The sequence below is a fragment of the Prevotella sp. DNF00663 genome, from assembly GCF_001553265.1.
In the GTDB taxonomy this organism is placed as follows: Bacteria; Bacteroidota; Bacteroidia; order Bacteroidales; family Bacteroidaceae; genus Prevotella.
Genome location: NZ_KQ960610.1, coordinates 141,445 through 155,142, shown reverse-complemented (window position 1 = coordinate 155,142; position 13,698 = coordinate 141,445). Strand labels below are relative to the sequence as shown.

The 13,698-nt window shown below is 45.1% G+C and carries 10 protein-coding genes; 6 read left to right on the top strand and 4 right to left on the bottom strand.

Going from position 1 to position 13,698, the window contains the following annotated elements; genetic code table 11:
- Positions 1-361 precede the first annotated feature (361 nt).
- Positions 362-1,210 (top strand): Cbp1 family collagen-binding glycoprotein adhesin, encoded by an 849-nt coding sequence (locus HMPREF3034_RS04630; protein WP_062433562.1) that lies wholly within the window; start codon positions 362-364, stop codon positions 1,208-1,210.
- 121 nt (positions 1,211-1,331) lie between these two features.
- Here the strand turns inward: HMPREF3034_RS04630 and HMPREF3034_RS04625 are convergent, their stop codons facing one another.
- A complete protein-coding gene (locus HMPREF3034_RS04625) occupies positions 1,332-1,832 on the bottom strand; it encodes a Dps family protein (RefSeq protein ID WP_036896610.1) in 501 nt (166 codons plus the stop codon).
- 636 nt (positions 1,833-2,468) lie between these two features.
- Between HMPREF3034_RS04625 and HMPREF3034_RS04620 the strand changes: the two genes are divergently transcribed.
- The 5 genes from HMPREF3034_RS04620 (at position 2,469) to HMPREF3034_RS04600 (ending at position 8,570) form a co-directional block, all read left to right on the top strand.
- Positions 2,469-3,197 (top strand): Bax inhibitor-1/YccA family protein, encoded by a 729-nt coding sequence (locus HMPREF3034_RS04620; RefSeq protein WP_062433558.1) that lies wholly within the window; start codon positions 2,469-2,471, stop codon positions 3,195-3,197.
- A 444-nt stretch (positions 3,198-3,641) separates the two neighbouring features.
- A complete protein-coding gene (locus tag HMPREF3034_RS04615) occupies positions 3,642-5,072 on the top strand; it encodes a C69 family dipeptidase (protein WP_062433555.1) in 1,431 nt (476 codons plus the stop codon).
- Between the two features lie 41 nt (positions 5,073-5,113).
- Entirely contained in the window at positions 5,114-5,746 is a 633-nt protein-coding gene (locus HMPREF3034_RS04610) for a DUF4923 family protein (RefSeq protein WP_062433552.1), read from the top strand.
- Between the two features lie 32 nt (positions 5,747-5,778).
- Positions 5,779-6,111, top strand: coding sequence for a cupin domain-containing protein (locus HMPREF3034_RS04605; protein ID WP_062433550.1), 333 nt, complete (start codon positions 5,779-5,781; stop codon positions 6,109-6,111).
- 221 nt (positions 6,112-6,332) lie between these two features.
- Positions 6,333-8,570, top strand: coding sequence for a glycoside hydrolase family 3 C-terminal domain-containing protein (locus HMPREF3034_RS04600; protein WP_036896606.1), 2,238 nt, complete (start codon positions 6,333-6,335; stop codon positions 8,568-8,570).
- 72 nt (positions 8,571-8,642) lie between these two features.
- Here the strand turns inward: HMPREF3034_RS04600 and HMPREF3034_RS04595 are convergent, their stop codons facing one another.
- The 3 genes from HMPREF3034_RS04595 to HMPREF3034_RS04585 form a co-directional block, all read right to left on the bottom strand.
- Positions 8,643-8,861, bottom strand: coding sequence for a hypothetical protein (locus HMPREF3034_RS04595; RefSeq protein WP_036896605.1), 219 nt, complete (start codon positions 8,859-8,861; stop codon positions 8,643-8,645).
- Between the two features lie 199 nt (positions 8,862-9,060).
- Entirely contained in the window at positions 9,061-12,240 is a 3,180-nt protein-coding gene (locus HMPREF3034_RS04590; RefSeq protein WP_062433547.1) for a 3-keto-alpha-glucoside-1,2-lyase-like domain-containing protein, read from the bottom strand.
- A gap of 88 nt (positions 12,241-12,328) precedes the next feature.
- Positions 12,329-13,615: a Gfo/Idh/MocA family oxidoreductase gene (locus tag HMPREF3034_RS04585; protein ID WP_036896604.1), complete on the bottom strand. Its 1,287-nt coding sequence runs from the start codon at positions 13,613-13,615 to the stop codon at positions 12,329-12,331.
- Positions 13,616-13,698: the final 83 nt, after the last annotated feature.

The window sequence follows — 13,698 nt, the reverse complement described above, 5'->3', positions numbered from 1 at the left end:
TGTTCTCGTAAGCGGATGCAAAAGTAATAAGATTTAGAATACCAGCCAAGTGTTTTAAGAAGAAAAATCGTTTTTTATTGCATCTTTTCAACAAACATTACAAAATCAATTAAAAAACACTCTTTACACCATAATATATATAAGGCACTTCGAAATAAATCTATCAGATTTTAATTTTTGTAGAGTTAACGCAAAATAAAATAAATATGGGATTTTTTAATTTGCAAGTTGATTTCATTTAGAAAATATATTCGTTTCTTTACCAGCAGTTTTCTAAAAAAGCAAGGAAGACGTCCTAAACCGACATAACTGTCTATCGCGAATTACCTTGCTATATGTTTAACCCAAAAACTTGAGATTTATGAAAAAATTAGTATTTATGGCATTAGCTATCTTTGCAACATTGACAGCATGCAACAATCAACAGGCCAACACTGCTACCAATGAACGCATCGATTCTCTACAAGCTATCATTGCAGAAAGAGACACCGAAATCAATGGTATGATGGAGAACTTCAACGACATTCAAGAAGGATTCCAAGCTATCAACGCAGCTCAAAACCGCGTAACGGTTGCCAAACTCGGAGAAAGGTCTAATCGCACACAAGTCATCAAAGAAAACATCAAGTTGATTTCTGAGACCATGCAGAAGAACCGCGAACGCATCAAAGAATTACAAGCACAACTGTCTAAAAGTTCGTTCAAAGGAACCGCTTTACAAAGGACCATCGACAATCTACAAGCACAGTTAGAGGAGAAAAATAAGGAATTGGAATCTTTGAGAGCTGAATTAGCACAAAAGAATATCCACATTGCCCAACTAGATTCTACCATCACCGACCTGAACACCAACGTAAGCAACCTTACTACCGAGAGTCAGCAAAAGAGCGAGACCATCAGCCAACAAGACAAAGAGTTGCATACTGGCTACGTACTCTTCGGCACCAAGCAAGAGTTGAAACAAAAACGCATTTGGGTAGATGGTAAGATTCTGCGCAATACTTTCAACCGCAGCTACTTTGAAAGAATTGATATTCGCGAAAGACAAGAATTCAACTTAGCCTCCAACTATGCGAAGTTGTTGACCACTCACCCAGCCGGCAGTTACACACTTACACGCGATGCCAACAAACAGTACACACTGCGCATCACCAATCCCGATGAATTCTGGAGCACAAGTAAATTCTTGGTTATAAGAACAAAGAACTAAATAGATACTAACCAGCATCAACAAGGGGAAACCAGCAATTGGTTTCCCCTTGTTTCGTTTTACAATATTACTAAAAGAGAGGGCAGATATCATTCGCCCCTACCGAGATTCCTCTACTCGATTATTTCTCCATTTCAACTTCCGATTTCCTTGCCAAGAAGGCAGAAAGCATCCAAACCAACTTTTCTTGGCCTCGCAAGAAGTCACCCACTAGAGCTACCGTCACCTCATCACCGGCTTCAGCAGCTTTTGCCGAAATTTCTCTTTCCTCGCCAATCAGCACTGCCAACGTGTCTAAAACCTTCTGAACACCGGCACGTCCCATAGGTTCAAAACCATCTTCCTGCAGGCGTGCTACTTTCAGATACTCGCTATAACGATTCTCAGGCTTACTTCCTAATTGCAGAATACGCTCTGCCACCTCGTCTACCTGATTGGCTACACCATTATACAATTCTTCATATTTGGCATGCAGGGCAAAGAATCCGCGTCCTCTCACATTCCAGTGCAACCCACGTAAGTTGCTATAAAAAATTTGCAAATCGGCCAACAAGCCATTCAAAGATTCTACCACTACATTCACTTTATTCTCATTCAACTGTAAATAATCTAAAGTTCTCATATTCACTTTCCTTTCTTTAATTGTCGTTTTATTTTTGTTTACGCTGCAAAGATAACCCTTATTTCACGATACCACAACAGATAAAAACTATACACAAATTGATTATATCTATAAGAAGTTCTAAAGTCCTGTGCTGCAAAGGCATAGCAGCATCGCTGTATTGGCTAGGCAGCAAAACTGAAACGACCGAACAGCAATGCTGGCAAGCAGCTGCAACGATTAGAGTTTGTAAGTTTTTGAGTTTATAAGTTTCTCTCTCCCAAGGGGAGGGAGATGGTTTCAAGTTGGCAAATAGCCTAGTTGAGATTTAGAACAAAGAAACAATAGAATCCTACTTGATACAAGATTAGCATCGACCAACAAAAGATATTATCTGTAGGGGCGTGATATATCGCGTCCGTAGGAAAATAACGGCAGCATTCACAGGGCATTTTATTCATCATTAAGAATCATGGAATACTTGCGGACGCGAAATGTCACGTCCCTACAAACCTCTAATTATAAGGACTAAGCAACATAGTCGGTTGCGAGAAATTGTCGAAATGTCAAGAACAGTTTGGCACTCTCTTTGTATATTCATATTTATATTGTATTTTTGCAATCACATGATTATCAACCATTATAAAAAGAAATGATATGGACGTAAAAGAACTTGAAAGAATGATTAGGCAACACGAGGCCGGTATCGACATGGCTGTTTCGGCAGCGTTTCCGGCTCTCATGCGCAAAGTATATGTATGGATGACATTGGCATTGGTGCTCAGTGGAGTCACAGCTTACGGTGTTGCGACCTCGCCCAACCTGCTGGCGCTCATCGCCAACAACAGTTTTGTAATGTGGGGTCTGCTCCTTGGCGAACTGGGATTGGTACTGGCTATCAACGCCGGCATCAATAAGATGTCGCTTACAACGGCAACCTTGCTCTTCGCCTTGTTCTCTATCCTCAACGGTGCCACTTTGTCATTCATCTTCTTGGCTTATGCCATGACGACCATTGCCAAAGTGTTCTTCATCACGGCCGGCACTTTCGCTGCTACAGCCATTTATGGTTACACGACCAAACGCGACCTGACGAAACTTGGCGGACTGCTGACCATGGGGCTCATTGGACTCATCATCGCCTCGCTGGTGAATGTGTTCCTCGTTAAGAGCACCGGTTTCGACCTCATCGTAAGTTATATCGGTGTCCTCATATTCGTAGGATTGACCGCATGGGACAGCCAACGTATCAAGGTGATGATGGCACAGGCTGAGGATTTAAGCGAGCGTTCGCAGAAACTAGCAGTGCTGGGTGCGATGTCATTGTACCTAGACTTCATCAATTTATTCCTCTATTTGCTGAGAATATTTGGGAATAGGGAGTAGGAAGAGCCCCACCCCTACCCTCCCCAAAAGGGGGAGGGAGAAAGATATAAAACCTCTCCCCGACCCTCTCCCAAGGAGAGGGAGATGGATATTAAACCTCTTCATAAAGGGATGGGAAAATGTTTCTGTTACGGTAGAGACGGTGTGTATACCGTCTCATTGGGCTAAAGCTATTGACCATTAAAACCTCTCCCGACTCTCTCCCAAGGAGAGGGAGATGGATATTAAACCTCTTCATAAAGGGATGGAAAATGTATCAGCTACAGTAGAGACGGTGTGTACACCGTCTCATTGAGTATAAAATGGCGAGCTACAAGGTGGAAAACGCTGGCAAATCCTTTCAACACAAAAACAAAATATACCCAGAAGGGACTACAAAAGAATCAACCTCTCGCTGGCACTCCCCCCTTGGGAGGGGACGGGAGAGATTAAAAGACATACAATATGAAAACAATAACAACGCTACCTTCAGAGTGTACTACCATCCTCGTGGGTAAAAAGATGACAAACGACGGTAGTATGATTGTCGCCCGGTCGGAAGATTGGGACGGCATGGTAGCTAAAAATCTACAGATATTTGAAGATACCGACAACGGACCAGAGGAGTTTGTGGCACGAGACAGTAAGTTCCGCTGCCCACTTCCGAAGAAAGCATTCGGCTATTCGGCTCTGTCGCCTTTCCACCTACATGGACATTGGGGCAGCGCAGGATTCAATACCGTGGGCGTAGGCATAAGTGCAACGGAGACAATATTCACCAATGACAAGGCGTTGGCGGCCGATCCACTCGTAGAAACCGGCGTGGCCGAGAACTGTATATATAATATTGTGTTGCCCTATGTGAGCACTGCACGCGAAGGTGTGGCTCGTATCGGCAAGCTGATAGAAGAATATGGCTCAGCCGAAGGATTCGCCATCGGACTCGTAGACAGCCAAGAGTCATGGTATTTAGAGAACGCCGGTGGTCATCGTTGGTTGGCTACACGCATCCCCGACGACCAATATTTCGTGACGGGAAACCAGAGTCGGTTCCGTACCTACGACCCTCAGGACACCGAAAACTACATGGCTTCGGCCGATTTGATAGAACATGCAGTGGCCAACGGATTGTACGATCCAAACAAGGGAGAACCATTCGACTTCCACGAGGCATACGCTCGCGACGTGGAACTAGATACCACATACAACTATCCTCGCGTATGGGGCTTGCAAGGCTTATTCAGTCCGGCCATCAAAAACGATGTAACACAGAATACATTCCCCGTGTTTGCCAAGGCAGAGCATCCACTATCGCTCGACGATATGCGTCGCGCATTCCGCTTCCACTATAATGGTACGGAACACGACCCATACTTAAATAACAATCCCAAGGAGCGTTTCCGCCCTGTATCCATCTTCCGTACCACGCAGACCCACATCTTGCACGTACGTCCGGAGTTGCCTACAGCCATCGGGCGTGTAGACTATATGGCCGAAGGTATGGCTGCGCTAGGCGTGTTCGTGCCCTTGTATCAAGGTGTCAAGAGCTATCCGAAAGCCTACACCGTGGGTAACGACCACGCCGACAAGGATTCAGCTTATTGGAAATTCCGCAAGGTAATGACACTGGGTATGGTCAATTTCAACCGTTATGCGCCCATTATCCAAGAGCGTTACGCCCGTTTCGAGGCCGAAACCGCACAATATCAGCGCGAGATGGAGGAGCAATATCTTGCCATTTACAAGACTCAGCCCATGCATGCACAAGAATTATTGCAGGCATTCTCGGACAAAGTACTGACCGAAGCTTTGGTTGTGGCCGAGGAATTACAGGACGAACTCTTCACGAGATTGGCTCAAGACATACAGACAGAGTATCTGTTCCACGGAGCATAACATAAAGAAATAGAAACATTTAATCAATTAGAGAGAACCAAATGAGAAAGATGAGTATATTGAGTATGGCTTTTGCAGCCATGACATTGACAGCATCGGCTGCCACACCACAGTTCGATAAAATCTTAAGCAAGGCAAAGAGTGCTGCCACCAGCAGCACTACCGGTGACGCAGCGGGCAATATCCTGTCGAGCGTATTGGGTACCAACAAAGCTAGCGAAAGCGACTTGGTGGGCACATGGAAGTACAATCAGCCGGGGGTAGCATTCACTAGCAAGAACGTATTGGCTAAAGCTGGCGGTCAAGTGGCTGCCAGTACGGCTAAATCGAAACTGAAAAGCAGTTTCAGCAAAGTGGGTATTCAGGGCAGCAACACCCAGTTTACTTTCAATAATGATAAGACTTTCACCGGAAAACTGCGTGGGAAAAGCCTCAGCGGTACCTATACTTACGACCCCGGAACGTCTAAACTGACGTTGAAGACTGCCTTGGTAAGCCTCCCTTGTTACGTACAGAAGTCGACATCGGGGCTGAGTTTGCTCTTCGAGTCGACCAAATTGCTGAAACTTTTCCAAACCGGTGCACAGCTTAGTGGCAACAGCAGCCTGCAAACCATCAGCACATTGTGCAAGAACTACGACGGCATGCGTATGGGATTCGACCTCAAGAAGTAATAGCGTTCGGCCATTTAACAACATCAAACATTATGATTATCGATTTTGACAAGCTCAAAGAAGAGCATATCGAAGGTTTTAAAGGCGGAGAAGGGAAACTGGATATGCGTGCCGTCGTCGACGACAAAGCCCGTATTATGTATTCCACCCTACGACCGGGAGCCAGTAGTGGCGAGCACGAACATCGTGGTTCGTTTGAGGTAATGTATGTGATTAGTGGTGAACTGACAGTGCATTACGATGGTCATACGGAGGTTGCACGTATCGGACAGATGCATTATTGTCCGGAAGGGCACAAGCATTGGTTTGAAAACTGCACCGACCACGACGTCGTCTATCTTGCCGTGGTACCCACGTTAGGGTAATAAGACGGTATAGGCTAGGCCATATATTGATGAAAAATTCCCATTCAACAATCAATATGTTGAATGGGAATTTCTTTTATCTACACACAATTACCACTTAAAACAAGATTTCCACCATGTTTATTTATATTTAAACTTCCATCTAGCTCGTTTTTATTAACTTTGCATCATACAAGAATTAAGTTCTTGTATGATATTAAACAAACGAATAATACCTAAACATGAAAATCAGAAAAACAATCGTCATGGGGATAGCCTTGCTCACAACACTGGGCAGCTACGCCCAAGTACCGGTCTATCTGGACGAGAGTAAACCCATTGAGCAACGCATTGAGGATGCATTGAACCGCATGACGCTGCAAGAAAAAATCAGAGTTCTACACGCACAGAGCAAATTCTCTTCGGCTGGAGTACCCCGATTGGGCTTCCCCGACTTCTGGACTGACGACGGTCCTCATGGTATTCGCCCCGAAGTATTGTGGGATCAATGGGATCAGGCAGGCCAATCCAACGACTCTTGTACGGCCTTCCCGGCACTCACTTGCCTTGCATCGTCGTGGAATCCTAAAATGGCGATGCTCTACGGAAAGAATCTTGGAGAGGAAGCACTGTACAGGCGCAAGGACATGGTGCTCGGTCCAGGTGTGAATATATACCGCACACCGCTCAATGGTCGTAACTTTGAATATATGGGCGAGGACCCATTCTTGGCTTCAAAGATGGTAGTACCTTATGTTCAAGGTCTGCAAAGCAATGGAGTAGCTGCTTGTGTGAAGCACTATGCCATGAACAACGACGAGGAAAACCGTAGCGAAGACAATATCATCATCAGCGACCGAGCCATGCGCGAAATCTATTTACCGGCCTTTGAAGCGGCCGTAAAAGAAGGCCATGCATGGGGTATCATGGGGGCATACAACCTCTATAAGAACCAACATAGCAGTCACAACGACATTCTTATCAACAAAATTTTGAAGGGAGAATGGGGATTTGACGGTGTCGTCGTATCCGACTGGGGAGCTACCCACGACACAGATGAGGCGGTAAAGAACGGACTTGACCTTGAATTTGGCACATGGACTGATGGGCTACACAGTGGTGCAGGCAATGCATACGAACAATATTTTCTAGCTAGACCGTACCTGAAAGGCATCCAAGAAGGAAAATATACCACCAAGGAATTAGACGATAAGGTGCGCCGCATACTTCGTTTGTTCTTCAGAACAACCATGACTGACAGAAAGAAAGGCAGCATGTGCTCGGAAGCTCATTATGATGCAGCTCGCCAAATCGCCGCCGAGGGTATCGTATTGCTACAAAATAAGCGCAATATACTGCCCATCAATCTCAATAAAGCACGCCGTATATTGGTTGTAGGCGAGAATGCCATCAAGATGATGACAGTGGGGGGAGGTAGCTCTTCGCTGAAAGCACAACGCGAAACACTACCACTCGATGGACTCAAAAAACTGTTAGAACAGCGCGTTCCGGGCATCAACGTGGAATACGAACGTGGATATGTGGGCGACATCACAGGTGCTTACAACGGTGTTACCACTGGGCAAGACTTGGCAGATAAGCGCAGTGAGGAACAACTCATCGCTGATGCAGTGGAGAAAGCACGCAAGGCCGACTACGTCATCTTCTTCGGTGGACTCAACAAGAGCGACTATCAAGACTGCGAAAGCCACGACCGTAAAACCTACGATCTACCCTATCATCAGAATAAAGTGATAGAAGCACTGGCCAAGGTGAATCCCAATCTTGTGTTTGTCAATATCTCCGGTAACTCCGTATCCATGCCTTGGAAAGACAAGGTACCTGCCATCGTACAAGGATGGTACATCGGAAGCGTGGCAGGAGAAGCGTTGGCTTCGGTACTTGTAGGCGATACCAACCCCTCAGGTAAACTTCCTTTCACATGGGTGGCTAGTCTTCAAGACGTTGGTGCACATGCTCTTAACACTTATCCCGGTACATGGCGCCCCAAGAAAGACATCATTGACATAGAATATAAAGAAGGTATCTACGTGGGATACCGCTGGGCTGACCGTGAGAAAACGAAACCGGTCTTTGCCTTCGGACACGGTTTAAGCTATACAACATTCAAGATTTCAAACCTTAGAAGCTCCGCCAATAGCATGTCGGCTGACGGTACTTTGACCTTCACCGTGAACGTTAAGAATACTGGAAGTCGCACAGGTAGCGAAGTGGTACAGCTCTATATACACGACATAAAGTCGTCTGTAGACCGTCCTTATAAAGAGCTTAAAGGCTTTGCAAAGGTAAATCTCAAGCCGGGAGAGAGTCGCGATGTAGAGATAAGCATCGACAAACGCGCTTTATCATTCTACGATGAGCAGTCGCGAGACTGGAAAGCAGAGCCCGGAAAGTTTGAAGCGCTCGTAGGAAATGCCTCTGACAATTTACCTTTGAAGGCTACATTTGAACTGAAATAACCCAGCCTTCATATACAGAAAAAGCCAAGACAGATTGCTTCTGCCTTGGCTTTTTGCTTATAAGCGGTCTACTTATACTGCATCGTAACCTTTCGTACTGTTGTGAGCCAACAAGTCTTTCAGGTTCAACTCCTTGAAGTTGCGGTCTTCCAAAATCTTGTGAAGCACCTCAGCTTCTTCACGTTCCTCTTCGGAATGTGTGTAAGTACAACTCTTATTCTTCAGTTCGGCAATGCCCCAGCCTACCAATGCCACGACAACGAACAATATAAATGCAATGAGTGCTGACATATTAATAATGTATTTGATTCTACATGCAAAAGTAATGGAATTGACTGACAATAGCAAACATTATCTTGTTTTTTGATAGAGATGCCTCTTCCGACAACAAAACCATTAAAAAACATTTGGCAGGCCGGTATAAACCGACCCACCAAATGCAATTAATAATGATATGCTTACAAAAGCATTGTATAACTGAACAGACGAACTATTTACGGCCTTTCTTCTTACTTAAATCAAGGATTCGCAGGTTTCTAAACTTCACACCCTCACCATGTCCGCAGAAACTGATGTGGCCTTCCTTATTAAACAAGCCGGGATGGTTTCTATGGTCAACCGTATAAGGATTGTCTTTACCACCATCAGGGGCAATATTATGGCCTTGGCATGCCTCTCTGATATTGCCATCGAGGATTACTTCACCATTTACTGTAACCGTGATGCGGTCGCCTACGGCTCTAATCTCCTCGGTATTCCAAGTACCAAGCTTTCCAAACTTCACGTGTTTGGGTACAATGATGCCGTAAACAGAGCCATGCTGCTGATAGTCTTGAAGTCCCTTATAAATAGGATCATCATGGTCTAACACTTGAATCTCCATGCCTTCGTAAGCCGCATTGGTGTTAAGTTTGGTACGAATACCGATACCATTGTTTACACCGGGATTGACAAAGCAGAACTCAAAACGATATACGAAGTCGCTATAGGTCTTCTTTGAATAGAGATTACCACCCACTCCAAAGTGTGCTTTCACATAAATACTACCATCTTCAGGCACATAGTTGTTGAAATTACCTTGCCATTTGTCGAGCGATCTACCATCGAAGAGCACTTCAAACCCCTGTGCTTTCTCTTCCTTAGATAGCGTAAAGACAGGTGTTGAAGGCAATTCGTTCACGTAACAGTTACGAACTTCAAGTCCATCTGCAGCACCAACAAACTTAATAAGTCCACTAACAGTCGCTGCTTTCTTACTATCTTGCGGAGCAAATACGGCATTATCGTTCAATACAACACCGTTAGAAACCACCATCAAACGGTCGTTAACCAACTTTGCATAAAGCACATTCCACTCTCCGGGAGCAGCACTTTGGACAACAGGAGTGGCTACCTTTGAAGTTGTTGCCAAAATTTCCACCTCGCCATTCTTATTCAATGCGATAGCAGGTTGAGACCTCAGCCACAATTCAGACTTCTCGTTGGCACGCCATTCTGCGTACAACTCAAAGTTCTCATAGTTCTTCTTAGCATTCAAGCTAACACCCTTCTGCGTCTTACCATCATTCATGGCCGGAGCAAAACCACCGGTACCAAACTTCGCCAAGATGCCTTTTACTTCATCAACAGAATATCCTGCATCGGCATTATTGGTCATACCGGCAAACACTTGCAATGCTTTTTCTAACCATCCACGCGTCATTTCGCCCTTTTGCAGGCCACTGTTCTTACCAATAATGGTCTTCACGGCTGTTGCAGCTGCAAATGATGTGGTGTTATCCGCGAGATATTTGACTGCCAACGACAATGCCGGCAACTCATAGATACTACTTACAGCGCCAAGATAAGCATTCTTTACCGCTGCAGAAGGATTTAAAGCGAGAGCTTTCTCATACTCCATCAATCTACCCATTGCATTCTTCGGAGATGCTTTCAGCAAGGCCAACATGCTCGTCAGAGCTGTATCTTTACGCTTATTGTCGGTAGATGCTATAGCATAGAGAGTAGAAATAGCTTCCGGATTCTTCACTTTCAACAAGGCAGCAAAGGCATCTGCCTGCGTAGAAGGCTTCTTATATTCACTTTGCAGCAACTGAAGTGCCTCCATATTACCTGCCTGAGACAACAGAGGATAATAAAGTTGAGGACGCTTACTAGCAACCATACGACCACTAACCAGCTTGAACTGTTGGTCAGGAGACATAGTATGCAATGCAAAAAGGAGTGCATTCTGGAGTTTGGAAGCCGTTGTGGCATCTGATTTCTCAAGCATATCACTCAATTGTTCAAACTGTTTGGGGCTCGTAATACCTACCAAAGCACCATAAGCAGCTTGTTTTACACCATTATCAGAATTATCCAACAAGCGCAGAACAGCATCGTAAGCAGAGTAAATATGACGTTTGGAAACAAGACCTAGTGCATGTGTCAAAGTTGATGGATTGTTATCTGCCAACAAACCTACCACTGCCGTATTCACATTTCCATTGAATGCGAGTAAGGCACTCATGGCTTCCTTGGCATATTTACCACTCAACTGACCGGTAAGAGCCTCCAATGCACGCTCACCACCGATCTTTCCGGCAGCCTGAATAGCTGCTTTAGCCAAGTTCTCATCGGCATTATTCATCGCATTGCTCACTGTTTCGATAGCCGACGATACATGGTTGTTACCTAACCAACGCACAACATCGCACTGAGCTGTAGGAGATAACTTAGCAAAACTGCGCAATACTTGAGCGTAAATACCATCACCGGCACAACTTTCAGCCATCTCTAATGCCGTGTTACGATACTGAATATCACCATCTTTCAGCGCTTTCAGCACCTCAGCACCTGCCTTTGGCCCAGCCGACTGCAACAATAAGCCCAGTCCATTGCATCTTACGGCTCTATCACCTTGTGCTATCAGTTGCTTCGATGCTTTCATTACGTTCTTGCCATGAGTCGAAGCTAGACGCTCCAATAGTCTCATATAAGCGTCTGTAGCCTGTGTTCCCTCATATTTGAAACCCGTTTTCTGGGCCGCAACAGCCAATGCCTTCATCGATTTCAAACCACCGCAATAGGTCAAAGCATCGTAAACACTCTTCAAAGTAGCGACATCGGCGCCGGGAATCCACGACAAAAGCATTTCTTCCAAGACAGGGTCTGTGAGCTTACGCATGGTTATCAAATGGGCAATTCCTTCTTTCGACACCTTCATACCACCCATCTTGGCAACAAGTGTAGCATCTACGCCCGGCACGGTAGCCAATGCAGCGAGGGCATGCGACTGCAAATAAGTATCACCAAGGTATCCCATGAAGAGCTGAATGTCTGCCTGTGTTGCCACTTTCTGAATCTGTGCCAGCACGAAAGCCTTATTAGCGTTATCTTGACAGGCAGCAAGTCCCTTGATAAGTCCTTGCTTCACACCGTCACGCAAACCTGCTTTGCTAGGATGTGTGACATAATCCGTGACACTACTAATGGCATATTCAAATGGCGCGTTGTTGCCCTTGCCTTCCGGCACGAGCATTCCTACCAATGAAGTCATTCCTTCTGCACCGGTACGAGCTATCTCGTCCATGACTTCATTGTACACCGCGCTGTTCTTGGCTGGCAATTGTGCCAAACCATCGGCTATGATTGTCGATGCCACACGGTTTCGTGCGTCTTGCCCACGCATACTTGTGTGGAAGCACAAACAACACAATAATAATATAATATATGAATATCTCAATGTTTTCATCTGGTATGCTATATTTATATAAGTACTACAATGTCCAACCACCACGCATAGGTTGATTTACCAAAGCGTTTGCAGCATCGTCATCAATAAACTGTTCTTTCTTTGGATCATAATTTAAAACATCACGGTGTAGACGTAATGCCACTGTCGCCATATTGACCAATGTACAACTACAATGCCCATTTTCTTCGTTCAGAGCAAACTTCTGACGTGTACGAACGCAATCTAAGAAGTCGGTACGCTGCGGTTCCGGGTCGGGCAATTCGGCCAATTTGTTCATCACATCGGGGATAGTACACTCAAATCCCTTATACACTTTACCTTCAGGACCCTCGATGTAAGGAACCTTACCTTTGCTCTCGTAACCCTCACCTTCAAGTATTATTTGGCATCCATCGGCATAAGTATAAGTGATTTTACGCCATATTCCTACGGCATCCCAATGCTGTTGAGGAGCATCCACTTCTACCTTGACAGGCGATTCATTGTCTTTACCCAGCAAGTATTGCACCGGGTCAAGATAATGCTGCCCCATATCGGTGAGTCCACCACCATCATAATCCCAATAGCCACGGAATGTCTGATGCACACGATGAGCGCTATAAGGCTTAAATGGAGCCGGTCCGAGCCACATATCATAGTCAAGCTCACGCGGAACAGGCTGTACGTTGAGATGATCTTTGCCTACCCAGTAGAACTTCCAAGTGAAACCGGTAGCGCCAGACACCCTAACCTTGAGCGGCCAACCCAACATTTTGCTGTCCACCAGTTTCTTCAATGGAGTCACAGTTGTCCCTAATCCATAGAATGTATCGGTAAAACGGAACCAAGTGTTCAGTCTAAATACACGCTTATAACGCTGAACGGCTTCCACAACCTTTCTTCCTTCACCGATAGTACGTGTCATTGGCTTCTCACACCAGATGTCTTTCCCTGCCTTAGCGGCCTCTACAGCCATCAGCGCATGCCAATGTGGCGGTGTTGCAATATGCACAATGTCTACGTTTGACTGATGAATCAATTCACGAAAGTCATGATAAGTCTTCAAATCTTCACCAAGCCTATTCTTCCCTAAATTCACTGCTTGTTGTAAATGTTTGGAATCTACGTCGCAAACAGCAGTGAGTCGGCAAGCTTGGTTGCTTGTGAAATGGTTAGAGGTTTTACCAATACCTCCCACTCCAATAATGCCTTTTGTAAGTTGATCACTAGGTGCTATGAACCCATTACCACCCAATACCCTGCGCGGAACGATAGTAAATAGTCCCAATACACCTGCTGTTTTGAGAAAAGTACGTCTGTCTGTTTTCATGATAATAATAGTTTTTGCAGAAATGCAAAGTTACGAAAGAAATCTAGATTGCAAAACTTTATTACAAAATTTTGCATTTAAAT